Annotated in this window: 26 protein-coding genes; 15 read left to right on the top strand and 11 right to left on the bottom strand. The window is 74.0% G+C overall.

Annotated features, from left to right (window positions below; genetic code table 11):
• Positions 1 to 43: 43 nt before the first annotated feature.
• The 4 genes from ENKNEFLB_RS19660 to ENKNEFLB_RS19645 are packed head-to-tail and all read right to left on the bottom strand — an operon-like array spanning position 44 to position 1,309.
• Positions 44 to 313, bottom strand: a complete 270-nt coding sequence (locus ENKNEFLB_RS19660; RefSeq protein WP_214056914.1) for a hypothetical protein — start codon at positions 311 to 313, stop codon at positions 44 to 46.
• The gene (locus ENKNEFLB_RS19655; RefSeq protein WP_214056913.1) at positions 310 to 813 is read right to left on the bottom strand and encodes an NUDIX domain-containing protein; all 504 of its coding nucleotides are present in this window, start codon (positions 811 to 813) and stop codon (positions 310 to 312) included. The genes ENKNEFLB_RS19660 and ENKNEFLB_RS19655 overlap by 4 nt, the downstream gene beginning before the upstream one ends.
• Positions 810 to 1,037 carry a hypothetical protein gene (locus tag ENKNEFLB_RS19650; RefSeq protein ID WP_214056912.1) on the bottom strand — a complete coding sequence of 76 codons (228 nt, stop codon included), beginning with the start codon at positions 1,035 to 1,037 and terminating at the stop codon, positions 810 to 812. Before ENKNEFLB_RS19650 ends, ENKNEFLB_RS19655 begins: the two co-directional genes overlap by 4 nt.
• Positions 1,034 to 1,309: an antitoxin gene (locus tag ENKNEFLB_RS19645; protein ID WP_214056911.1), complete on the bottom strand. Its 276-nt coding sequence runs from the start codon at positions 1,307 to 1,309 to the stop codon at positions 1,034 to 1,036. Before ENKNEFLB_RS19645 ends, ENKNEFLB_RS19650 begins: the two co-directional genes overlap by 4 nt.
• Before the next feature lie 84 nt (positions 1,310 to 1,393).
• Here ENKNEFLB_RS19645 and miaA point away from each other — a divergent pair, with 84 nt between their 5' ends.
• From miaA to ENKNEFLB_RS19620, 5 genes are read left to right on the top strand one after another with little or no spacing between them, the layout of a single operon-like run.
• The gene (miaA, locus tag ENKNEFLB_RS19640) at positions 1,394 to 2,290 is read left to right on the top strand and encodes a tRNA (adenosine(37)-N6)-dimethylallyltransferase MiaA (RefSeq protein ID WP_214059608.1); all 897 of its coding nucleotides are present in this window, start codon (positions 1,394 to 1,396) and stop codon (positions 2,288 to 2,290) included.
• Positions 2,287 to 2,913, top strand: coding sequence for an MSMEG_1061 family FMN-dependent PPOX-type flavoprotein (locus ENKNEFLB_RS19635; RefSeq protein ID WP_214056910.1), 627 nt, complete (start codon positions 2,287 to 2,289; stop codon positions 2,911 to 2,913). The genes miaA and ENKNEFLB_RS19635 overlap by 4 nt, the downstream gene beginning before the upstream one ends.
• Positions 2,910 to 3,749 (top strand): diaminopimelate epimerase, encoded by an 840-nt coding sequence (gene dapF / locus ENKNEFLB_RS19630; protein ID WP_214056909.1) that lies wholly within the window; start codon positions 2,910 to 2,912, stop codon positions 3,747 to 3,749. The genes ENKNEFLB_RS19635 and dapF overlap by 4 nt, the downstream gene beginning before the upstream one ends.
• Positions 3,750 to 3,774: 25 nt before the next feature.
• Positions 3,775 to 4,551, top strand: a complete 777-nt coding sequence (locus ENKNEFLB_RS19625) for an SDR family NAD(P)-dependent oxidoreductase (RefSeq protein ID WP_214056908.1) — start codon at positions 3,775 to 3,777, stop codon at positions 4,549 to 4,551.
• 45 nt (positions 4,552 to 4,596) lie between these two features.
• A complete protein-coding gene (locus tag ENKNEFLB_RS19620) occupies positions 4,597 to 4,998 on the top strand; it encodes a hypothetical protein (RefSeq protein ID WP_214056907.1) in 402 nt (133 codons plus the stop codon).
• Here the strand turns inward: ENKNEFLB_RS19620 and ENKNEFLB_RS19615 are convergent.
• Positions 4,989 to 5,534, bottom strand: coding sequence for a maleylpyruvate isomerase family mycothiol-dependent enzyme (locus tag ENKNEFLB_RS19615; RefSeq protein ID WP_214056906.1), 546 nt, complete (start codon positions 5,532 to 5,534; stop codon positions 4,989 to 4,991). The two genes, ENKNEFLB_RS19620 and ENKNEFLB_RS19615, sit on opposite strands and share 10 nt — an antisense overlap.
• Before the next feature lie 49 nt (positions 5,535 to 5,583).
• Here ENKNEFLB_RS19615 and ENKNEFLB_RS19610 point away from each other — a divergent pair, with 49 nt between their 5' ends.
• Positions 5,584 to 6,414, top strand: a complete 831-nt coding sequence (locus ENKNEFLB_RS19610; protein ID WP_246535678.1) for a helix-turn-helix domain-containing protein — start codon at positions 5,584 to 5,586, stop codon at positions 6,412 to 6,414.
• A gap of 16 nt (positions 6,415 to 6,430) precedes the next feature.
• Here ENKNEFLB_RS19610 and ENKNEFLB_RS19605 read toward each other — a convergent pair whose 3' ends face one another.
• The 5 genes from ENKNEFLB_RS19605 to ENKNEFLB_RS19585 all read right to left on the bottom strand — a co-directional run bounded on the left by ENKNEFLB_RS19605 (position 6,431) and on the right by ENKNEFLB_RS19585 (position 10,990).
• Positions 6,431 to 7,951, bottom strand: a complete 1,521-nt coding sequence (locus tag ENKNEFLB_RS19605) for a flotillin family protein (protein WP_246535677.1) — start codon at positions 7,949 to 7,951, stop codon at positions 6,431 to 6,433.
• A gap of 109 nt (positions 7,952 to 8,060) precedes the next feature.
• Positions 8,061 to 8,504 (bottom strand): hypothetical protein, encoded by a 444-nt coding sequence (locus ENKNEFLB_RS19600; RefSeq protein ID WP_214056904.1) that lies wholly within the window; start codon positions 8,502 to 8,504, stop codon positions 8,061 to 8,063.
• An 85-nt stretch (positions 8,505 to 8,589) separates the two neighbouring features.
• Positions 8,590 to 9,264: a nucleoside/nucleotide kinase family protein gene (locus ENKNEFLB_RS19595; protein WP_246535676.1), complete on the bottom strand. Its 675-nt coding sequence runs from the start codon at positions 9,262 to 9,264 to the stop codon at positions 8,590 to 8,592.
• The gene (locus ENKNEFLB_RS19590; protein ID WP_214056903.1) at positions 9,261 to 10,469 is read right to left on the bottom strand and encodes a hypothetical protein; all 1,209 of its coding nucleotides are present in this window, start codon (positions 10,467 to 10,469) and stop codon (positions 9,261 to 9,263) included. The genes ENKNEFLB_RS19595 and ENKNEFLB_RS19590 overlap by 4 nt, the downstream gene beginning before the upstream one ends.
• Entirely contained in the window at positions 10,466 to 10,990 is a 525-nt protein-coding gene (locus ENKNEFLB_RS19585; RefSeq protein WP_214056902.1) for a SigE family RNA polymerase sigma factor, read from the bottom strand. Before ENKNEFLB_RS19585 ends, ENKNEFLB_RS19590 begins: the two co-directional genes overlap by 4 nt.
• 140 nt (positions 10,991 to 11,130) lie before the next feature.
• On the opposite strand from ENKNEFLB_RS19585, the gene hflX reads away from it, so the two are divergent.
• Entirely contained in the window at positions 11,131 to 12,651 is a 1,521-nt protein-coding gene (gene hflX / locus ENKNEFLB_RS19580) for a GTPase HflX (protein WP_214056901.1), read from the top strand.
• An 18-nt stretch (positions 12,652 to 12,669) separates the two neighbouring features.
• Here hflX and ENKNEFLB_RS19575 read toward each other — a convergent pair whose 3' ends face one another.
• Positions 12,670 to 13,557: an alpha/beta fold hydrolase gene (locus ENKNEFLB_RS19575; protein ID WP_246535675.1), complete on the bottom strand. Its 888-nt coding sequence runs from the start codon at positions 13,555 to 13,557 to the stop codon at positions 12,670 to 12,672.
• A 62-nt stretch (positions 13,558 to 13,619) separates the two neighbouring features.
• Between ENKNEFLB_RS19575 and ENKNEFLB_RS19570 the strand changes: the two genes are divergently transcribed.
• The 8 genes from ENKNEFLB_RS19570 to ENKNEFLB_RS19535 all read left to right on the top strand — a co-directional run bounded on the left by ENKNEFLB_RS19570 (position 13,620) and on the right by ENKNEFLB_RS19535 (position 22,580).
• Positions 13,620 to 14,081: a VanZ family protein gene (locus tag ENKNEFLB_RS19570; RefSeq protein WP_214056900.1), complete on the top strand. Its 462-nt coding sequence runs from the start codon at positions 13,620 to 13,622 to the stop codon at positions 14,079 to 14,081.
• Positions 14,078 to 15,310: an ROK family transcriptional regulator gene (locus tag ENKNEFLB_RS19565; protein WP_214056899.1), complete on the top strand. Its 1,233-nt coding sequence runs from the start codon at positions 14,078 to 14,080 to the stop codon at positions 15,308 to 15,310. Before ENKNEFLB_RS19570 ends, ENKNEFLB_RS19565 begins: the two co-directional genes overlap by 4 nt.
• A gap of 170 nt (positions 15,311 to 15,480) precedes the next feature.
• Entirely contained in the window at positions 15,481 to 17,004 is a 1,524-nt protein-coding gene (locus ENKNEFLB_RS19560) for a sugar ABC transporter ATP-binding protein (protein WP_214056898.1), read from the top strand.
• Positions 17,001 to 18,083, top strand: a complete 1,083-nt coding sequence (locus ENKNEFLB_RS19555; RefSeq protein WP_214056897.1) for an ABC transporter permease — start codon at positions 17,001 to 17,003, stop codon at positions 18,081 to 18,083. Before ENKNEFLB_RS19560 ends, ENKNEFLB_RS19555 begins: the two co-directional genes overlap by 4 nt.
• Before the next feature lie 133 nt (positions 18,084 to 18,216).
• Entirely contained in the window at positions 18,217 to 19,269 is a 1,053-nt protein-coding gene (locus ENKNEFLB_RS19550; protein WP_214056896.1) for a substrate-binding domain-containing protein, read from the top strand.
• Between the two features lie 103 nt (positions 19,270 to 19,372).
• The gene (locus ENKNEFLB_RS19545) at positions 19,373 to 20,548 is read left to right on the top strand and encodes a Gfo/Idh/MocA family protein (protein WP_214056895.1); all 1,176 of its coding nucleotides are present in this window, start codon (positions 19,373 to 19,375) and stop codon (positions 20,546 to 20,548) included.
• On the top strand, positions 20,545 to 21,552 hold the full coding sequence (locus tag ENKNEFLB_RS19540) for a sugar phosphate isomerase/epimerase family protein (RefSeq protein ID WP_214056894.1): 1,008 nt from the start codon (positions 20,545 to 20,547) through the stop codon (positions 21,550 to 21,552). Before ENKNEFLB_RS19545 ends, ENKNEFLB_RS19540 begins: the two co-directional genes overlap by 4 nt.
• Before the next feature lie 50 nt (positions 21,553 to 21,602).
• A complete protein-coding gene (locus tag ENKNEFLB_RS19535; protein ID WP_214056893.1) occupies positions 21,603 to 22,580 on the top strand; it encodes a sugar phosphate isomerase/epimerase family protein in 978 nt (325 codons plus the stop codon).
• Positions 22,581 to 22,626 lie beyond the last annotated feature (46 nt).

The raw sequence follows: 22,626 nt of genomic DNA, 5'->3' as shown, positions 1-22,626 counted from the left end.
TAAGCGGCCCGATCCGGTGCTTGTGTACGTTCTTTCGTCGACGTCAGACGGGGGCTTCGTCCTCGGGGTCGACGTCGTCGGCGTCCTCGTCCTCGCGGGTCGCCTTGGTGTCGGTGTCCTCGCCCTGGCGCATCTCGTCGGGCAGGGCGTCGTCGACCGCGGGGTTGAGCGAGGGGTCGAGGTCGGCGGGCACGGCGTCGACGCGCTCCACGCCGTCGGCGCTGGAGGAGTGCACCGCGTCGGCGCCGCCGGGGTTGACCTCGCCGGACTCGGCCTCGGGCTCGGGCTTGGGGCCGGGGTCCTGGCTGTTCATACGTCCTCCTCGAGAAGATCGGGGCTGAACCCGAAGGTCGTGTAGGGCGCGACAGCGCCCGCGTGCAGGCTAGCGAGGACGTGCCGCTCGTGCGGCACCACGGGGTCGGGCAGGTCGTCGAGCTCGGCGAGCGCACACCAGCGCAACCCGGCCGACTTGTCCGGCTCCTGCAGCGACGGCTCGCCGCGCCACTCGCGGGTGGAGAAGAAGAAGTCGACCCGCTCGTCGATCGGCTCCCCGCCCCGGGTGCGCTGCATGGCGGTGACGAAGGTCAGCTCGCCGACCTCGACGCCGATCTCCTCCCGGGCCTCGCGGCGCGCCGCACCGTCGGCGGTCTCGCCGCGCTCGACGTGACCGGCCGCCGCGGCGGCCCAGTGCCCGTCCATGAACCCGGTGCCGCGGCGCAGCTGCAGGAGCACCTCGGTGCCGCCCGCGACGTCGCGCAGCAGGAAGACGTAGGCGGCCGGCACGACCACGAAGCGGCCGTGGGTCGTGGTCACTGGGAGGGCTGGCCCTGCTCGGACTCCTCGGCGTTGGCCTCCTGGTCGGGCGCCTCCGCGGGGTCGCCGTCGTTGTCGCCGGGCAGCTCGCTGGAGTGCTCGCCGGGCGGGGTGCCCATCGCGGCCGGGTCGGGCGCCGCGTCGTCGGCCTCGGTGGCCGGCGTGGTGCTGGTGCCGTCCTCCGGCTCGATGGTGGGGTCGCTGGTCGAGGCGTTGCCGCTCACGGGCGGGGACCCGTGGGGCCGGTCGGGCCGGTCGGGCCCGTGGGGCCGTCGGGGCCGGTCGAGCCGGGGCCGCGGAAGTCGTCGTTCTTGCCGTCGAGCTTCTCCAGGGCCTCCTTGGCCCTGACGCTCGCCTTGCCGATCTTGTCGCCGTGCTTGCCACCGGTGCGCTTGTCGGCGGCCGCGGCGGCCTTGTCGATCCCCTGGGAGATCTTGTCGCCGTGCTGGTCGACGGCCCTGGTCAGCTTCTTCTTCGCATCGTCGAGAAAGCTCATCGGTCCTCCTGGTGGCTGCGACCCCGTGATCGGGGTCGACGCTTGCCAGACTACCGACATGGCCCTCCCCCGATCGTCGCCGTGGTGGGCCCGACCGCGGCCGGCAAGACCGGTCTGTCCCTCGACCTGGCCGAGCGGCTGGGCGGCGAGGTGGTCAACACCGACGCGATGCAGCTCTACCGCGGGATGGACGTCGGCACGGCCACGCTGGCCCCCGACGAGCGGCGCGGGGTGCCCCACCACCTGCTCGACCTGCTCGACGTCACCGAGCCCGCCAACGTCGCCGCGTTCCAGGTGCTCGCCCGGCGCACGATCGCCGAGGTGCGCGCCCGCGGTGCGGTGCCGGTGCTGGTGGGCGGCTCGGCGCTCTACACGCGCGCGGTGCTCGACCGGTTCGAGTTCCCCGGCACGGACCCCGCCGTCCGCGCGCGCTGGGAGCAGCGCCTCGACGAGGTGGGCGCCCCCGCGCTGCACGCCGAGCTGGCCGACCTCGACCCCGCGGCCGCAGCCACGATCGAGCCGGCCAACGGTCGCCGCGTCGTCCGCGCGCTCGAGGTCGGCGAGCTGACCGGCCGCTCCTACACCGCCACCCTGCCGGCGATGACGTACGTCGACCCGGCCACCGTCCAGGTCGGCCTCGCGATCGACCGCCCCGTCCTCGACGCCAGGATCGCCCGCCGGGTGGAGCAGATGTACGACGCAGGGTTGCTCGACGAGGTGCGCCGGCTGCTCGACCAGGGGCTGGCGCAGGGCCTGACCGCCTCCCGCGCGATCGGCTACCCCGAGGCCGCCGCCCACCTCGCCGGCGAGCTGACCCGCGCCGATGCCGTCGAGCGCACGGTCGTCGCGACCCGGCGCTTCGCGCGCCGCCAGCTGGGGTGGTGGCGCAAGGACCCCCGGATCACCTGGGTGGACCACGACGACCCCGACCGTCTCTCGGTGGCGCTGCAGGCTGTCGCCGCGGCTAGCGTGGGCCCGTGAGCACCCGCACCGTCGACACCCTCGAGGACCTCGTGGCCCTGGTCGGCGAGCCGACCGCACGGGCCCGGGACAAGGGCCGCGACGCGCTGACCGACGTCGACCGCGACTGGCTTGCCGCGTCCCCGTTCTGCGTGCTGGCCACCGCCGACGCCGACGGCCGTTGCGACGCCTCACCCAAGGGCGACCCCGCCGGCTGGCTCACGCACGTCGTGGACGACCGCACCGTGGCGATCGCCGAGCGGCCCGGCAACCGTCGCGTCGACGGCTACCGCAACGTGCTGGAGAACCCGTACGTCGGGCTGCTCTTCGTCATCCCCGGCCGCGGCGACACCCTGCGCGTCAACGGCCGCGCCCGGTTGGTCAGCGACGCCCCTTGGTTCGACGACCTGGAGGTGCGCGGGCACCGTCCCCTCCTGGCGGTCGAGGTCGCGGTGGAGGACGTCTTCTTCCACTGCTCGAAGGCGTTCCTGCGCTCCGGCCTGTGGGACCCGACGAGCTGGGACCCGGAGGGTCGCGTCCCGCGCCGGGCCGTCCTCGCGCACTCCCTGGAGCCCGACGAGCGGACCCTCGAGGAGCTCGACGCGTACTACGGCCCGTCCTACGCCGAGGGGCTCTACTCGTGAGCGCGCCCTACCCGTTCCTCAAGGGCCACGGCACCGAGAACGACTTCGTGCTGCTGCCCGACCACGACGGCACCGTCCACGGCGGCCTCGACGAGGACGCGTGGCAGACCCGGGTACGCGCGCTGTGCCACCGCCGGGCCGGGATCGGCGGCGACGGCGTGCTGCGCGTGGTGCGCTCCACGCGGCCCGAGGACGGCACCTGGTTCATGGACTACCGCAACGCCGACGGCTCTGTCAGCGAGATGTGCGGCAACGGGGTCCGCGTCTTCGCCCTGCACCTGGTCCAGGAGGGCCTGGTCGACCCTGCCGCCCCGATCGCGGTCGGCACCCGCGACGGGGTCAAGACCGTGACTGTCGAGGACGACGGCCGGCTGACCGTCGACATGGGCCTGGCGCGCCTGCTCGGCACCACCGAGGTCTCGCTCGACGGGCGTACCTGGCCCGCCACCCACGTCGACGTCGGCAACCCCCACGCGGTCGCCTTCCTCGCCGACGGCGAGGACCTCGACGGCCTGTCGGGCCCCGGCCAGCCGCTGGCCGCGCCCGCCTACGACGCAGCCGTCTACCCCGCCGGCGTCAACGTCGAGCTCGTCGTACGACGCGGTCCGCACCACGTGGCGCTCCGGGTGCACGAGCGCGGCTCGGGGGAGACCCGCTCCTGCGGCACCGGCGCCTGCGCGGTGATGGCCGCGGCGGCCGCGGCCGACGGCGCGCCGGAGGGCACGGCGTACCGGGTGGACGTGCCGGGCGGGACGCTGTCGATCGCGGTGGTGGACGGCCGGGTCCGGATGACCGGGCCGGCGGTCGTGCTCGCGCGGGGCACGACCACGCTCTAGGTCAGGGGGTCCTAGGCTGCCCGCCATGGACTTGAACGGATCTGTCGCCCTCGTCACCGGCGCGGCCTCCGGCATCGGTGCCGCCGCCGCCCGCCAGCTCGCCGCCCGCGGCGCCACCGTCGTGGTGGCCGACCTGCAGGCCGACAAGGGCGAGGCGCTGGCCGCCGAGATCGGGGGCGTCTTCGCCCAGGTCGACGTCACCGACACCGAGCAGATCGCCGCCGCCGTGCGCGCGGCCTCCGAGATCGCCCCGCTCCGCGCGGTGGTCAACTCCGCCGGCATCGGCTGGGCCCAGCGCACCGTCGGCCGCGACGGCACCCCGGAGTCGGCGCACTCGCTGGAGGCGTTCACCAAGGTCGTCGCGATCAACCTGATCGGCACCTTCGACGTGGTCCGCCAGGCCGCGACCGCCATGAGCCACAGCGACGCCGACGCCGACGGCTGCCGCGGCGCGATCGTCAACGTGGCCAGCGTGGCGGCCTTCGACGGCCAGATCGGGCAGGCGGCGTACTCCTCCTCCAAGGGCGGCGTGGTCGGGATGACCCTCCCGGTCGCGCGCGACCTGGCGGCGGTCGGGATCCGCCTCAACACCGTCGCCCCGGGCCTGATCGACACCCCGATCTACGGCGAGGGCGAGGACGCCGAGGCGTTCAAGGCCAAGCTCGGCGAGTCGGTGCTGTTCCCCAAGCGGCTCGGCGTGCCTGACGAGCTGGCCTCGATGGTGATGGAGTGCCTGACCAACCCCTACATGAACGGCGAGGTCGTCCGGGTGGACGGCGGGATCCGGATGCCCCCGAAGTAACCGACCCGGCGAGCGCACCCCAGGAGACCTCGAATGTGGACCTGCGTGAACGAGCACGACGTCCGGGACGGGATGTTCGTGTGCCCGCGGTGCGGCGCCGACCAGGTCGCCGACCCCGACTTCCCGGCCGCGGCGGCGCCGTCGCCGGACCGCGACACGGTCCGGGTCGCGGCGCGTCGGGAGATCGCGAACCGCGTCGCCACCGGCGTCGTCCTGCTGGTGGTCGCGCTCGTGGTGCGCGGGGTCGCGCTCGCCGTCGCCGGCAGCGGTGATGCGACCGGTGACGCGGAGCCGGTGGCGGTGGCGGTGCTGCTGGCGGTGGCCTCCTGGGCCGTCGGGCTCGCCGGTGTCGCGCTGGTGCTGGTCGGCGTCGTCGGCCACGGCGTACGGCTGGGGATCGACGCGGCGGGCAGCCAGCGTTCCGACGGAGGCGCGGGTCAGGCCTGACGGCCCGTCCTGGCCAGCAGCCGGGCCTGTCGCGAGGCGCCCGCCGGAGGCTCGACCGCCGGGCGGCAGATGCCGTCCATGTACAGCGAGTCTCCGAACCCGTCCAACGCCACCTCGACCGCGTCGGCCTGGCGGTCGTCCCAGGTGACGTCGAGCCCGGCGGCCCGGCCGAGGTCCCAGCGGTGGACCAGCAGGTCGAAGCCGTAGAAGTCGCGCAGCGTGTCCGCCAGGGTGGTCGGCCCGAAGTACCCGTCGTAGGGGGCCCCGACGAGGTCGTCGTCGGCGGCCACCCGGCGTACGAGCTCCTGGTGCTCGCCCCAGACGGCGGCCGGGCCGCCGGTCGGTCGGGGGCCGGTGTCGACCCCACGCTGCGCCAGGAAGTCGCGTTGGGTGTCGACCACGTGGTCGAGGACCGCGGCGGCGTCCCAGTCCTCGCACGGGCTGGGGGAGGACCAGGCCGCGGCCCGGTCGACCGCGGTGACGGTCGTGCTGAAGCGATCGGCGTCGGCGAGGTGCTGCGCGAGGGCGGGGTGCATGCGGCCAGCGTCCCGGACGGGGCGGGGGCGGTCTTGCAAGAATCCGACGGTGGCGGAGCGGGAGGGGGCGGACGACGTCGAGCGGGCGCACCTGCGCGACGCCCGCGGCTGGAGCCCACCGGTGCACCGGTTCGAGCCGTCCGCGGACCTGGCCGGGGTCGCGCGCCGTTACTGGCTGCCGGTCTGGTCGCTGCCGCCCGGCCAGGTGACGGTGCAGCGGGTGCTGCGCTACCCCGTCTGCCTGGTGGTCGTCGCCGCGGACTACGCCCGCTTCTACGGCCCCGCGACCGGACTCTCGGTGCAGGAGCTGAGCGGGTCGGGCTGGGCCTGCGGGGTGATGCTGCAGCCCGCGGCCGGGTCGATGGTCCTCGGTGACGCCGTCTCGACGATCACCGACCGGGTGGTGCCGCTCGAGGACGTGCCGGGCCTGCCGGGGACCGCGCTGGTCGGGGCGGTGCGCGCGGCGCTGGGCGGGGACCCGGCGGACGCGGGTCGGCAGCAGGCGGCCCTGGCCGCGATGGACGACGCGCTCCGGTCGCTGCCGCCGGTCGACGACGAGGGGCGGCTGGTGAACGCCGTGGTGGAGCACGTCGAGACCGACCCCACCGTGCTGCGGGTGGGCCAGGTGTGCGAGGCCTTCGGGCTGGGCGAGCGCGCACTGCAGCGGCTGACCGCCCGCCGGGTCGGGCTGAACCCGAAGTGGCTGGTGCAGCGACGCCGGCTGCAGGAGGTCGCCGGGCGTCTCGCGGCGACCTCGGCCGTGTCCCTGGCCGAGGTCGCCGCCGACCTCGGGTACGCCGACCAGGCTCACCTGACCCGCGACTTCCGCGCCGTCACCGGGGTGACCCCCGCGCGGTACGCCGCGCAGCGCCGGGGATAGTCCCCGGGTCGGGCCCTCAGGCGTCGCCGCGCGGCGCCGCGGGCGTGGCCGGCGCGACCTGGAGGCCGACGCCCTCGGCGGCCTGGCCGACCGACTTGGCGATCAGCGCCTCGAGGTCGAGCCCGGTCGAGGTCTTGAGCATGTTCAGCGTCTCGACCACGTTGCTGGTGACCTGCTTGGGCAGGGCGCCGGCGCCGTCGGTGGAGACGATCGTGAGCTGGTCGATGGCCGAGATCGGCGCCGCGACCTCGCGGGCGATCTGCGGGAGGACCTCGATCAGCATCTGCAGCACGGCCGCGTCGTTGTAGTTCGCGAACGCCTCGGCGCGCTTGTCCATGGCCTCGGCCTCGGCCTGGCCGACGGCCAGCGTGGAGGCCGCCTGGGCCTCGCCCTCGGCGCGGGTCGCGTCGGCCTCCGCCGTACGCCGGGCCTTCTCGGCCTCACCGCGCTTGGCGCCCTCGATGGCCTCGGCCTCGGCCAGGGCGGCACGACGGGCCTTCTCGGCCTCACCGGAGAGCCGCGCCTCCTGAGCCTTGGCCTCGGCCGCGGCGATGGTGGAGGCCTTGCGGGCGTCGGCGGCGGCGATCTCGGCGGAGCGCTTGGCCTCGGCGTCCTGCTCGACGCGGTAGCGGTCGGCGTCGGCGGGCTTGCGGACCTCGGTCTCCAGCTTGCGCTCGGTCAGCGCGGCCTGGCGCACGGCGACCTTCTCCTGCTCGGTGAGGATCGCCTGGTCGCGGTCGGCCTGGGCCAGCGGCCCGGCGGCGGCGGCCTGGGCGGAGGCCGCGTCGGTCTCGGCCTTGATCTCGGCCTGCTTCAGCGCCAGCGCCCGCTGGGAGACCGCGATCTGCTCCTCGGCCACGATCCGGGCCTGCTCGGCGGCCTGCCGGGCGTTCGCCTCGGCGATGGAGGCGGTCTGCCCGATCCGGGCGGCCTCGGGGCGACCGAGGTCGGCGAGGTAGGAGCCGTCGTCGGTGACGTCCTGGATCTGGAAGGTGTCCAGGATCAGGCCCTGGCCGGTCAGCGAGTTCTCGGACTCGTCGGCCACGCGCTGGGCGAAGGCCGCGCGATCGCGGATGATCTGCTCGACGGTCAGCCCGCCGACGATCGAGCGGAGCGCACCGGCGAGGACCTCCTGGGTGAAGGCCTCGACCTCGGCCTGCTGCGAGAGGAACCGCTGGGCGGCCAGCCGGATCTGGTCGGCGTTGCCGCCGACCTTGACGATCGCGACGCCCTCGACGTTGAGCTTGATGCCCTGCCCGGACACCGCGCCGCGGATCTGCACCGAGATCCGGCGGCTGGAGAGGTCCAGCGTGGCCAGCTTCTGCACGAACGGGATGACGAACGTGCCGCCGCCGAGGATCACCTTCTGCCCCGACAGGTCGGTGGTCAGCGCCCCGGTCTCTGGGTTGAGCACGGCCTTGCCCTTGCGGCCGGTGACGATGTACGCCTGGTTCGGCCCGGCCACCTTGTAGCGGCTGGTGACCAGCAGGACGAGCAGGACGAGCAGGACGACGAGGCCGCCTACGGCGATGAGCACGGGGTCTCCAAGGTTCACGGGGTTCAGTCCAGGGGTCGGGGGGCGTCGGGGGCAGGCAGGTCGCCCCAGGTGGGGGCCACCGTGACGGCGGTGGGGGACAGGATCGAGGTCACGTGCACCGCGGTGCCGGCCTCGAGGGGGCCGCGGCGCGGGCGTTGACCCGCACCACGTGGCCGCCGAGCAGGACGCGCACCGAGCCGAAGCCGTCGGCGGGGATCGCGCTGGTCACGGTGCCGTCGCGCCCGACCAGGTCGTCGGCGGTCGGGGTGCCGTCGCTGCCGCCGTCCTTGACCAGCCGGGTCAGCCAGACCGCGATCCAGCCGAAGAGCACGCCGGCGCCGGCGCCCACGCCCAGGCTGAGCGGCAGCGGCAGCCCGACGCCCTCGGCGATCGCGCCGCCGAAGCCGAAGGCGGACACGAACGCGCCGATCACGGCGGTCGAGAACACGTCGCCGGCCAGGGCGTCGAGGGCGCCGTCGAGCACGTCGCCGAGGACCAGCGAGAGGAGGATCAGCGCGAGGCCGAGGCCGCCGAGCACGAGGAGGACGGTCACGGCGCGGTCCCTCCGGGGCGGTGCGGCACCCGGACGGTCCAGGCGCTGGCGACCCTAACGGGTCCTTCGTCCCGGCCGGGGCGGTTCAGGAGAGACCGCTCCTGCCGGCGGGACTCCACGCGGTCAGGTCGAGGACCAGGTCCGCCCGGTCGCGTACCGCCTCGACGAGGGCGGCGTTGGGGTCGTCGACCGCGGCCACCCAGGCCGCCGCGTCGGCCGCCGACTTCCCGTACGCCTCGTGCCGCGCCAGCAGCCTCGCCCGCCGCAGCGGCTCGTCCACGACCACGTGCCAGACCGCGTCGAGCCCGGTCCGTACGGCGGCCCAGCGGGGCTCGTCGAGCAGCAGGTAGTTGCCCTCGGTGACCACCATCCCGGTCTCCTGGCGCGCCTCGTCCGGCACCGCGACCGCCCCGGCGAGCGGCTGCTCGAGGTCGCGCTCGAAGGACGGCGCGACCACCGGCGCCTCGCCGGCCCGACGCGCCCGGACGCGGCCGAGCAGGGCGGCGTACCCCTCGGCGTCGAAGGTCTCCGGCGCCCCCTTGCGCGCCAGCAGGCCGCGGCGGCGCAGCTCGACGTCGGCGTAGTGGAACCCGTCCATCGGCACCACCCGCCCACCGAGCCGCGTCGCCAGCGCCGCGGCGAGGGTCGACTTGCCGGCGCCGGGCGACCCGCTGACGCCGAGCAGGCGCACCGCGGGCGGCAGCAGGTTCTCGAGCTCGCTGCCGTCGGGGGAGAGGCGTACGACGGGGGGTGCGGTCACGGGGTCATCGTGCCCGAGGCCTCGTCCCAGCCGGCCCCCCACGAGAACGCGGTCGCGGGCCGGGGCGTCAGCAGGCGGACGACCCCGGTGACGGTGCCCGCCCGCCAGTCCCAGCGCAGCACGACGGGGGTGCCGCGGTAGTCGGCGCTGAGGAGGACCACGTCGTCCTCGCGCGCGATCGGATCGACCAGGTCGAGGCCGCCGTCCCGGCTCGGGTCGGCGCCGCCCTCGTAGGAGGCCGGGAGGAACGACCGCGGCTCACCGGTCCGGACGTCCACGACGGCCACGCCGAAGGCCAGCCCGTCGCGGCGCCGCTCAGCCGCCGTCCCCGGGGTCGGTCCGCCCCGGGCCAGGTGAGCCGCGACGACGGCCGAGCTGGCCACCCAGGTCCGGCCGGCGACCGGGCCGTACCCGCCCAGGACACCGATCCCGACGTCGAGACGGCGCTCCTCGGTGGCCACGACGTCGTCGACCCACTGGACCGGGCCCGAGGGCCCGAAGGTCGTCTCCCCGGGCAGGGCGCTCTCGGTGACCGACCCCGTGGTCACGTCGACCATCCACGACCGACCGCCGTCGCCCACCAGGAGGGAGGTCTCGTCGGCCCACCCGCCGAGCACCACGTCGACCCCGACCATCCCGACCGCGGGCAGCTCCACCCGCGAGGTGGTCGCGGTCGCGAGGTCGGTCACGACCACGGCGTCCGGCTCGGTCAGCACGAGCCGCTCCCCGGTCGGGTCCAGCGACGACGGCTGCAGGCCGGCGCCCGGCGCCTCGACCGACCGGTAGTCGCCGTCGGCGGCGAGCACCGAGACGCCCCGGCCCACCTGCACCGCGAGCAGGGCCCGGTCGACCGGCTCGTCCGCGAGCGCCACGGTGCCGGGCTCGAGCACGGTCGCCTCCTCGACGACGCGGTCGAGGTCGGTGATCAGGTCGTCGTCCACCAGGCCGGCGTCGAGAGGCACGTCGACCACGACCACGTCGGTCCGCGCGAGCGTCCCGGCCGGTTGGAGGGACCCGTCCCCCGACGGCCCGACCAGCGTCGGCACCACCGCCACGGCCACCACGAGGGCGGCCACGCCGACCGCGCCGGCGGCCCGGCGGCGGCGTACCCGTCGTCGCCCGCGCTCCCAGGCGCCCTCGGCGACCTGCGTCGGCGGCAGGTCGACCCCGTCGCGCAGGGCGGTCAGGTCCAGTCGCTCGTTCATCGAACCTCCTCCAGCAGGTCGCGCAGCTCGGGGGCGACCTCGCGCAGTCGCGCCAGCGCGACCGAGGTCTGCTTCTTCACGGTGCCGGTGCTGACGCCGAGCACGTCGGCGGCCTCGGCCACCGACAGGTCCTCCGCGAAGCGCAGCAGCAGCACTGCACGCTGCTTCTGCGTCAGCAGCAGGAGCGCCTCGGCGAGCCCGCCGCGGACCATGGCCGAGGCCTGCGCGTCCGGCGTACGGGCGCCGCCGGTCCCCGGGCGCTCCGGCGTCTCGGCCCGGGTCACCTCGCGGCGGTGCTTGCGCCACCACGAGACGTTGCCGCGGTAGACGACCGTGCGGACCCAGGCGTCCGGGTTGCCGTCGCGCAGGACGTCCCACCGTGTCGCCACGGTGACGAGGGCCTCCTGCACGAGGTCCTCGGCGCGGTGGAAGTCGCCGGTGACGAGGTACGCCGTGCGCACCAGCGCCTGCTGGCGGGTGCGGGCCCACTGCTCGAAGGACTCACGTCCCTGCTCCCTCACGGCTCACCACCGCCTCCGGGGTCCGGGTCGTCCGCTGCGTGGTCACACCCATCCGAACGCACGGCGGGGCCCGGGGGTTGAAGCCGCGCGGGAGTAAACCCGCTGGTCCCTGCGTTCTGTGAGAACTAACCTGGAGGTATATGACCCACGCTCACGACTTCACCCTCGACGCCGAGCTCGACGCCACCACGACCTGGGACGACCAGGACGGGGACTTCGAGTCGGGGTACGCCGACGACACCGATGCTCCCGCCGTCCCGAAGGCGGACCGGAGCAGGCCCGGGTACTCCACCGGGGACCTCGACCTGGTCGAGCGCCACGAGCTGCGCCGGGTCGCCAGCCTGCGCACCGAGCTCGAGGACATCTCCGAGGTCGAGTACCGCCAGCTGCGCCTGGAGCGCGTCGTGCTGGTCGGGGTGTGGACCGGGGGACGTGTCGAGGACGCCGAGAACTCAATGGCCGAGCTCGCGCTGCTGGCCGAGACGGCCGGCTCCGAGGTGCTCGAGGCGATCTACCAGCGCCGGCAGAACCCCGACCCCGCGACCTACATCGGGCGCGGCAAGGTCGAGGGCCTGGCCGAGATCGTCCTGGCGACCGGGGCGGACACCGTGGTGTGCGACGGCGACCTGGCGCCCAGCCAGCTGCGCAACCTGGAGGACAAGCTCAAGGTCAAGGTCGTCGACCGGACCGCGCTGATCCTCGACATCTTCAGCCAGCACGCCAAGAGCCGCGAGGGCAAGGCCCAGGTCGAGCTGGCGCAGCTGAGCTACATGAAGCAGCGCCTGCGCGGCTGGGGTGGCAACCTGTCCCGCCAGGCCGGTGGCCGCGTCGCCGCCGGTGCGGGGATCGGCAGCCGTGGTCCCGGTGAGACCAAGATCGAGACCGACCGGCGTCGGATCAACACCAAGATCGCCAAGCTGCGCCGCGAGCTCGCCGACATGCGCGGCACCCGCGACACCAAGCGTTCCCAGCGCAGCGACCGGCAGGTGCCGGCCGTGGTCATCGCCGGCTACACCAACGCCGGCAAGTCGTCGCTGCTGAACCGGCTCACCGACGCCGGGGTCCTGGTCGAGGACGCGCTGTTCGCGACCCTGGACCCGACCACCCGCAAGACGACCACGACCGACGGTCGCGTCTACACGATGAGCGACACGGTCGGCTTCGTGCGGCACCTGCCCCACCAGCTCGTCGAGGCCTTCCGCTCGACGCTGGAGGAGGTGGCCGACGCCGACCTCGTGCTGCACGTCGTCGACGGCTCCCACCCCGACCCCGAGGGCCAGCTCACCGCGGTCCGCGAGGTCTTCGCCGAGATCGACGCCGACAAGGTGCCCGAGCTGGTCGTCATCAACAAGGCCGACCTGGCCGACCCGATGGTCCTGGCCCGGCTGCTGCAGCGCGAGCCGCACGCCGTCGTGGTCAGCGCCCACACCGGGGAGGGCGTCGACGCGGTCCGCGCGGCCGTCGAGGCCGAGCTGCCGCACCCGACCGAGCCGTTCGAGGTCCTGCTGCCGTACGAGCGCGGCGACCTGCTCAACAAGATCCACCAGAACGGCGAGATCGACGAGCTCGAGCACACCGCCGACGGCACCCTGCTGCGTGGGCGCGCGCACGGCGGGCTGGCCGGCGAGCTGGCGGAGTACGCGGTCACCACCGCGGGGTAGTCGAGGGGTCGGCCGGCGTCACCAGCCGGCCAGCTCCTTCAGCTCGGCCAGCATCTCCCCGACCCGGGTCACCAGGCTGAGGTGGCCCTCGCCGTCGAGCAGGTGCGCGGTGGTGCCGGGGACGTGCTCGGCCAGCCACCGGCCGTGGGCAACCGGGACCATCGCGTCCTCCGTGCCCTGCCAGACCGCGGTCGGGACCGTGATCCGGGCCAGGTCGAAGCCCCAGGGCGCGACGATCGCCAGCCCGTCGTCACGCATGCCCCGCACGCCCTGCGCGCCGGCCCGACTGAACGTCTCGGCCATCCAGGGCGCCATCCCGTCGACCATCGCCTGCCGGTCGACAGGGGGCACCAGTCCGCCCAGCGCGGCCGCGAGGTCGTCGGTGCCGGTCCGGAGCACCGGCAGGAGCTCGGCGACCAGGTAGGACTCGTACGCCTCCGGCCCCTGCTCGGCGGCGCCGAACTCGGCCACGTTCTCGGGCGCCATCCCGGCCGACCAGTCCAGCCCGGCCGCGTCGTGCGGCGCCACCCCGGCCAGCGACGTCGCCGCTCGGCAGCGGTCGGGCAGCAGGGCGGCGCAGGCCAGCGCCCGTGGGCCGCCGCCGGACCAGCCCAGGGTCACGAACTCCTCGGCCCCGACGTCGTCGAGCAGCGCCTCGACGTCGTCGACGTCGTCGCGGACGCGGTAGGCGCCCGGGCGCGGCGACGAGGCGCCGTACCCCGGCCTCGACGTGGTCAGCAGCCGCAGGCCCGCCTCGCGCGCGGCGCCGTCGAGCAGCGGGGAGCGTACGGCCGCCGACGGCTGGCCGCCGTGCAGCACCAGCACCCGTCCGTCGGGGTCGCCGCCGTCGAGGACCTCGAGGTCGCGGCCGTCGGGGAGGGCGAGCAGGCGGGTGGTCGCGGTCACCCCGGGGATGCTCCTCCGCGGCCCGGGCCGCCGCAAGCGCCGGGGGGCGGCAGGATGGGCGGGTGTTCCACCGCCACCCGTTCCTGTCCCTGGTCACCTTCGCCTACCTCGGCTTCGTGGCCTGGCTGACGCTGACCCCCGACCTCGCCGAGCGCGACGAGTGGGGCCTGGTGCTGCGGGTGGTCGACCGGCTGCAGCGCTACGAGGAGCTGTCCTGGCTGACCTACGACCGCGCCGAGGCGCTGGCCAACGTGGCGCTGTTCGTGCCGGTCGGGCTGTTCTTCCTGCTGCTGGTCGGCACCCGGTTCTGGTGGGTCGCGTTCGGGCTCGGGATCGCGATGACGCTGGCGATCGAGACCGCCCAGCGCTCCATCCCCGGCCGGGTGCCGGACCCGCGCGACCTGCTCACCAACACCGCGGGGACCGTCATCGGCGTCGTGGTCGGGGTGGTGCTGACGGCCCCGGCGACCCTCCGTCGGGCGCGCCGCCGGCGGGACGCGCCCGTGCGAGGATCGCGGCCGTGACCGAGGACGGGCAGGACGCGCAGGACGAGGGGCGGCCGCGACACCCGCTGACGGGCCGGGCCGAGAGCACCATCCAGGCGCGGCTGCTGACGCGGCTGCGCGACGACGGTCCGCTCTCGCGCACCCAGCTCGCCGACTCCCTCGAGGTCTCGCGGACCACGATCGCGGTCGAGGTCGGCCGGCTCGGCGAGCTCGGACTGGTGCACGAGGTGGGGCCTGCGGCCTCGCGCGGCGGCCGCCGCTCCACCATCGTCGACCTGCACCCCGACCTCGTCTTCGTCGGCATCTCGATCGGGGCCACCGGGATGACGGTCGGGCTGACGGACGGCCGGCTGGCCGTGCGCGCGCAGCGCTCCTGCGCCTCCGACGTGCGCGAGGGCCCCGAGGGCGTCCTGGAGTGCGCGGTCGCCCTGGCCCGGGAGCTGCTGGCCGAGATCGGCGTCGAGCGACCCGTCGGCGCCGGGATCGGCGTGCCGGGTCCGGTCGACTTCGACCGCGGGATCTCGGTGTCGCCGCCGATCATGCCGGGCTGGGACGGCTACCCGGTGCGCGACGTCGTCAGTCGCGCCCTCGGCTGTCCGGCGCTGCTCGACAACGACGTGAACGTGCTCGCCGCCGGGGAGCTGCACGCCGGGGTCGCCCGCAGCTCGCGGGACTTCCTGTTCGTCAAGATCGGTACGGGCATCGGCTGCGGGCTGGTCGTCGACGGCCGGGTCTACCGCGGGGTCGACGGCTGCGCCGGCGACATCGGCCACATCCGCGTCGAGGAGACCGGTCCCACCTGCGCCTGTGGCAACGCCGGCTGCCTGGAGGCCTTCGCCGGGGGAGCGGCCGTGGCCCGCGACGCCACCACGGCCGCCCGGTCCGGGCGCTCACCGGGCCTCGCGACGCTGCTCGCCGAGCGCGGGGTGCTCACCGCCGCCGACGTCGGCCAGGCCGCCACCCACGGCGACGCGGTCGCCCTCGAGCTGGTCCGCGAGAGCGGCCGGCGGGTCGGGCAGGTGCTGGCCAGCCTGGTCTCCTTCGTCAACCCCGGCCTGATCGTGATCGGCGGCGGGCTCACCGGCGTCGGGCACTCCCTGCTCGCCGAGATCCGCAGCGTCACCTACCGCCGCTCCCTGCCGCTGGCCACCGGCAACCTGCCGATCGTGCTCAGCGAGCTCGGCGACGAGGGCGGCGTGATCGGCGCTGCGCGGCTAATCAGCAGCTCGGTGTACGCCGCGGGCTGACCGGCCGGCGCGGGGGCCGGACTCTGCAGACTTTGTCCACCAACTTGCGTTACCCATCCGAACAATTTCAAAAGAAACACGCGAAGTGCTTGCCTTCCGTCGCACCACACCCCTAGTTTGAGCGACGTCACCCCTCTGGTGACGCCCGTCACAGACGTAGGAGCACATCGATGGCCGCCACTCCCGAGGGCGCACCGCTGCTGCAGATGAGCGGCATCGTCAAGGAGTTCCCCGGTGTCCGCGCCCTCGACGGCGTCGACCTCGACGTCCGCGCCGGTGAGGTGCACTGCCTGCTCGGCCAGAACGGTGCCGGGAAGTCGACGCTGATCAAGGTCCTGTCGGCCTCGTACCGCCCCGACGCCGGGACGATCGCCATCGACGGCGCCGAGACCACGCTCAGCACGCCGGCCGTGGCGATGAAGCACGGCATCTCCACGATCTACCAGGAGCTCGACCTCGTCGCCGACCTCAGCGTCGCCGAGAACATCTTCCTGGGCCACGAGCTCAGCCGCGGCGGGTTCTCCCAGCGCCAGCGGGCGCACCGGACCACCCGCGAGCTCCTCACCCGCCTCGGCCACGCCCACGTCTCGCCCACCCGCGCGGTCGGCACGCTCTCGCCGGCCGAGCAGCAGATCGTCAGCATGGCCCGCGCGCTGTCCCACGACACCCGCCTGCTGATCCTCGACGAGCCCTCCGCGGTGCTCGACCAGGACGGCGTCGCCAACCTGTTCCGGGTGATCCGCGGCCTCACCGCCGAGGGCGTCGCGGTCGTCTACATCTCCCACCGCCTCGAGGAGATCCGCGAGATCGGCGACCGGATCACCGTCCTCAAGGACGGCGCGACCGTGGCCACCGGCCTCGACGCCGCGACCACCCCCACCGCGGACCTCATCAAGCTGATGACCGGTCGCTCCATCGAGTACGTCTTCCCGCCCCGCAGCAGCACGCCCCGCTCGCGCACCGACCCGGTGCTCGAGGTCCGCGGCCTCGCCCTGGCCGGCGTCTTCTCCGGAGTCGACCTCACCGTCCACGCCGGCGAGATCGTCGGGCTGGCCGGCCTGGTCGGTGCCGGGCGCTCCGAGATCATCGAGACCCTGTACGGCGCCCGCCGCGCGTCCGCGGGCACCGTCACCGTCGACGGCAGGAAGCTGCGCCGCGGCTCCGTGCCCGCGGCGGTCAAGGCCGGCGTCGGGCTCTGCCCCGAGGAGCGCAAGAGCCAGGGCCTGCTGCTCGACCAGGCCGTGTACCGCAACATCACCGTGTCGGTGATGGGCCGCTTCGCGCGGCTGGGCCTCCTCGACGAGCGGGCCGAGCGGCGTACCGCCACCGAGCTCACCACCTCCCTCGACGTCCGCCCCGCCGGCGTCGACCGCGCGGTCCGCACCCTGTCCGGCGGCAACCAGCAGAAGATCGTGCTGGCCCGGTGGCTGCTGCGCGAGTGCCGGGTGCTGCTGCTCGACGAGCCCACCCGTGGCGTCGACGTCGGCGCCCGCAGCGAGATCTACGCCCTCGTCCGCCGCCTCGCCGACTCCGGCGTCGCCGTGGTCGTGGTGTCCAGCGAGGTCGAGGAGGTGCTCGGGCTCGCCGACCGGGTGCTGGTGGTCCGAGAAGGCGCCGTGGTCCACGAGTCCGCGGCCGACGAGATCGACGAGTCGAGGGTCCTGGACCTCGTCATGGAAGGAGCACCCGCATGAGCGACGACACCGAGGTGAGCCCGGGCCGCGGCCTGCCGGCCACCGCCGTGCCCGTCTCGCCGACCGACCCCACCACCGGTGGCCCAGGCGGTGAGCGGCCCGCGCGCGGGCGCCTCGGCGGGCTGGGCGGGTCCGGGCTGGTGCGCAACCTCGGTCTCGTCCTGGCCCTGGTCATCCTGTGCGTGGTCGGCCTGGTCACCACCGGCGAGCGGTTCGGCTCGACCGCCAACCTGCTCACCATCCTGCGGCTCGCCGCGGTGACCGGGGTGATCAGCATCGGGATGACCTTCGTGATCACCGGCGGCGGCATCGACCTGTCCGTCGGCGCGGTCATGGCCCTGTCGTCGGTCTGGTGCACGACCCTGGCCACCCAGACGATGGCCCGCGACACGCACTGGATCGTGATGGTGGGCGCGGCCCTGGCCGTCGGCGCCGCCTGCGGGTTGATCAGCGGGCTGCTCGTCTCCTACGGCAAGGTCGTGCCGTTCATCGCCACCCTGGCGATGCTGGCCAGCGCCCGCGGGCTGGCCGAGATCATCTCCCAGCGGCGAACCCAGATCGTCGACGTACCGGGCTTCACCGACTTCTTCGGTGCCGAGGTCGTGGGCGTCCCGGTCATCGTGATCATGTTCGCCCTGGTCGCCGCCATCGGCTGGGTGGTCTTCAACCGGACCACCTTCGGGCGCCGCACCCTCGCCGTCGGGGGCAACCCCGAGGCCGCCCGGCTGGCCGGGATCAACGTCCAGCGCCACACCGTCCTGCTCTACGTGCAGCTCGGGGTGCTCTGCGGCGTCGCCGCGCTGATGATCATCTCCCGCACCTCCACCGGCACCTCCACCCACGGCACGCTGATCGAGCTCGACGTGATCGCCGCGGTCGTCATCGGCGGCACCCTGCTCGCCGGTGGTCGCGGCACCATCGTCGGCACCGTCATCGGCGTGCTGATCTTCACCACGCTGACCAACGTCTTCACGCTCAACAACCGCTCCACCTCCGAGCAGGCGCTGCTCAAGGGGGTCATCATCGTCGCCGCCGTGCTGCTCCAGCAGCGCTTCGCCGCTCGCAGCAAGAGCCCCTAGGCCTCAAGAGGGTCGCTGCGCTCCCTCCTCGACCACCGTCTCGACGGTCGCTGCGCTCCTCGACCACCGTTCCCCGCACCACCCGCACGACTCCCGCACCGCCCCGTCGCCCCACCTCTCCAAGGAGCACCTCATGTCCCTGCGGTCCGCCCACAAGCTCGGCACCGGCCTCGTCGCCGGCGTCGCCGTGCTCTCCCTCGCCGCCTGCACCGGCAACACCGCCGCCGACGACGGCGGCACCCAGGCCGGCGGCACGTCCGAGGCCGAGCAGGGCTCGAACGACGAGGCCGGCGACACCGTCGTCATCGGCTTCTCGGCCCCCGCCGCCGACCACGGCTGGATGGCCTCAATCACCGAGTCGGCCCGGGAGGCCGCCGACGCCTACGAGGACGTCGACCTGCGCATCGCCGAGGGCACCAACGACGTGAACCTGCAGATCAGCCAGGTGGAGACCTTCATCAACGACGGCGTCGACGCGATCGTGCTGCTGCCCTTCGACGGTGCCGCGATGACTCCGGTCGCGCTGCAGGCCATGGAGGCCGGCATCCCGGTCATCAACGTCGACCGCGAGTTCGAGGACCCGAACGCCGCCCGCGTCACCGTCCTCGGCGACAACTACGGCATGGGGGTCTCGGCCGGCTCCTACATCTGCTCCGAGCTGGGCGACAACCCCGACGCCGTGGTCGCCGAGATCGCCGGCATCGACTCGCTGCCGCTGACCCAGGACCGCAGCCAGGGCTTCGAGGACGCGCTCGGCGAGTGCGGTCTCGACGTCGACAACCGCGTCCCCGCCGACTTCACCCCCGAGGGCGGCGAGCGCGCCGCCTCCAACCTGCTCCAGGCCGCGCCCCAGATCGACGCCGTGTGGAACCACGACGACGACCAGGGCGTCGGCGTCCTGGCCGCGTTCGAGAACGCCGGTCGCGACGAGTTCTTCATGGTCGGTGGCGCCGGCTCGGCCAACGCGATGCGTTCCATCCAGGCCGACGACAGCGTCCTGAAGGCCACCGTCGTCTACCCCTCCACCCAGGGCGCCGACGGCATCATGATGGCTCGCCTGCTCGTCCAGCAGAAGGCCCTCGGCGACCTGGTCGAGGTCGAGGTGCCCCGCGAGGTGCAGCTCTACGCCCCGGTCGTGACCGCGGACAACGTCGAGCAGTTCATCGACACCGCCTTCGAGTCCTGAGCCAGACCCACCCAGACCGGCGCGCCCGCCCCACCACCTCCTCAGCAGGTGGGGCGGGCCGCCCTCCGGGTCCTGCCCGGACCCCTCGAAGGGAGCACCACCCATGACCAGCCCCACGCCCCGCCTCGGAGTGGCGATGATCGGCCACTCCTTCATGGGGGCCGCGCACTCCCAGGCCTGGCACACCGCGCCCCGTTTCTTCGACCTGCCGCTCGACCCCGTCACCGCCGTCCTCTGCGGCCGCGACGAGGGGCGTACGGCGGCCGCCGCCACCCGTCTCGGGTGGGCGGCGACCGAGACCAGCTGGGAGCGGACCCTCGAGCGTGACGACGTCGACCTGGTCGACGTCTGCACCCCGGGCGACACCCACGCCGAGATCGCGATCGCCGCGCTCCGCGCCGGCAAGCACGTGCTCTGCGAGAAGCCGCTGGCCAACTCCGTGGCCGAGGCCGAGGCGATGGTCGCGGCCGCCGACGAGGCCGCCGAGCACGGCGTCCGCGCCATGGTCGGCTTCACCTACCGGCGGGTGCCGGCCGTCGCGCTGGCCCGCCGGCTGGTCGAGCAGGGCCGGATCGGCGAGGTGCGCCACGTCCGGGCGCAGTACCTGCAGGACTGGTTGGTCGACCCCGAGGCGCCGCTGTCGTGGCGGCTGCAGAAGGACCGGGCCGGCTCCGGGGCGCTCGGGGACATCGGCGCGCACATCGTCGACCTCACGCAGTACATCACCGGCGACCGCGTCCAGGAGGTCTCCGCGCGGCTGGAGACCTTCGTCAAGGAGCGGCCGCTGGCCACCGAGCAGTCCGGCCTCAGCGCCACCGCCAGCACCGAGCGGGGCGCCGTGACCGTCGACGACGCCGCCGTCTTCATCGCCCGCTTCGGCGGCGGCGCGCTCGGCGTCTTCGAGGCGACCCGCTTCGCCACCGGCCGCAAGAACGCGATCCGGATCGAGGTCAACGGTTCCCGCGGCAGCCTGGCCTTCGACTTCGAGGACATGAACGTCCTCGAGCTCTTCGACGCCACCGAGCCCGCCGAGACCGCCGGCTTCCGCCGGATCCTGGCCACCGAGGCCGAGCACCCGTACGTCGCCGCCTGGTGGCCGCCGGGCCACGGCCTGGGCTACGAGCACGGCTTCACCCACCAGGTCGTCGACCTGGTCCAGGCCGTCGCCACCGGCACCGACCCGGCGCCGGGCTTCCGCGACGGGCTCCAGGTCCAGCGCGTGCTCGACGCCGTGGAGACCAGCTCCGACACCCGTACCTGGCAGGAGATCCACCCATGACCCGACCGATCACCCTGTTCACCGGCCAGTGGGCCGACCTCCCCTTCGAGAAGGTCTGCGAGCTGGCCTCCGGCTGGGGCTACGACGGCCTCGAGATCGCCTGCTGGGGCGACCACCTCGACCCGTGGCGCGCCGCCGAGGACGACGGCTACGTCAAGGACAAGCTCGACCTGCTGGAGAAGCACGGCCTGGCCGTGCACGCCATCTCCAACCACCTCAAGGGCCAGGCCGTCTGCGACGACCCGATCGACGCCCGGCACCAGGCGATCCTGCCGGCGCAGGTCTGGGGCGACGGCGACCCCGAGGGCGTACGTCAGCGGGCGGCCGAGGAGATGAAGCTGACCGCTCGCACGGCCCAGCGGCTCGGCGTGGACACCGTCATCGGCTTCACCGGGTCCTCGATCTGGAAGTACGTCGCGATGTTCCCCCCGGCCTCGGCCGAGATGGTCGCTGCGGGCTACACCGACTTCGCCGACCGCTGGAACCCGATCCTCGACGTCTTCGACGAGTGCGGCGTACGGTTCGCCCACGAGGTGCACCCCTCCGAGATCGCCTACGACTACTGGACCACGGTCGCGGCGATGGAGGCGATCGGGCACCGCGAGGCGTTCGGCCTGAACTGGGACCCCAGCCACTTCGTGTGGCAGGACCTCGACCCGGTCGGCTTCCTGTGGGACTTCCGCGACCGGATCTACCACGTCGACTGCAAGGACGCGAAGCGCCAGACCGGCAACGGCCGCAACGGCCGGCTCGGGTCGCACCTGCCGTGGGCCGACCCCCGGCGCGGCTGGGACTTCGTCTCCACCGGCCACGGCGACGTGCCCTGGGAGCAGTGCTTCCGGATGCTCAACGCCATCGGCTACGACGGCCCCATCTCGATCGAGTGGGAGGACGCCGGGATGGACCGGCTCGTCGGCGCCCCCGAGGCGCTCGAGTTCGTGCGGCGCCTGGCCTTCGACGCGCCCGACGCCGCCTTCGACGCGGCCTTCGCCACCCGCGACTGACCCACCGACCCACAGCACCACCCAGGCACCATCTCGGAGAGGACCAGCACATGTGTTTCGGATTCGACGGAGACAAGGCGCTCGACGACTCGTTGGCCGCCAAGGGCGCCAGCCGCCGCGCGCTGTTCCGCGGTGCCGCGGTCGGCGCCGCCGGCCTCGCGGTGGCGAGCGTCGGCACGGGCGCGGCCACGGCCGCCCCGGGCAGGCCGGGCAAGCCGGGCAAGCCGGGCAAGCCTGTGAAGGGCCAGCGGCGCGTGCCGCACCGCGCCATCAGCCTGCAGATGTACACGCTGCGCGCCGCGGTCTCGGGCGAGCCCGGCCTCGAGACGGTGCTGGACCGCCTGGCGCAGTACGGCTACCAGCAGGTCGAGCTGGCCGGCTACTACGGCCGGACCGCGGCCGAGATGAAGACGCTGCTGGACGAGCGTGGCCTCAAGGCCACCTCGAGCCACGACGGGATCAGCGCCACCCGCGCGGAGGCGCGCACGAAGATGGAGAACGCCGCCCTGCTCGGGCAGTCCTACGTCAACGTGCCCTACCTCAACTCCGACTCGCTGGAGGAGTGGCAGGGGTGGGCCGACGCGATGAACGCCGAGGCGCGCATCGCCCGCCGGTTCGGGCTGCGCTACGGCTACCACAACCACGCGCACGAGTTCACGATCGACCTCGGCGGCGGCGTCACCCCGTGGCAGGTCCTCACCGAGCGGCTGGACCCGAAGCTGGTGCACCTCGAGGCCGACCTCTACTGGGTCTACACCGGCGGGGTGAACACGAACCAGGCCGACCCCGACAAGTTCGTGATCGACACCCTGCGCGCGGCGCCGCAGGAGGTCCGCCAGTTCCACGTCAAGGACCGTGACGCGGCCACCGGCGACATGGCCGACCTCGGCACCGGCGTCGTGGACTTCGAGCGGATCTTCTCCAAGCACCGCGCGGAGCAGTACATCGTCGAGAACGACAACCCGGACGTCTCGCCGCTGACCAGCGCGGCGGTGGGGCACCTCTACCTGGAGCACGTCCGCTACTGACGGTCGGTCGCTCCGGCACGGTCCGGGTGGGGCCCGGGACGTCATA

Origin of the sequence: Nocardioides aquaticus (assembly GCF_018459925.1) — a bacterium.
Classification (GTDB): domain Bacteria; phylum Actinomycetota; class Actinomycetes; order Propionibacteriales; family Nocardioidaceae; genus Nocardioides; species Nocardioides aquaticus.
The sequence above is the reverse complement of the archived record's forward strand: the minus strand, read 5'-3'. Positions and strand labels throughout refer to the sequence as shown.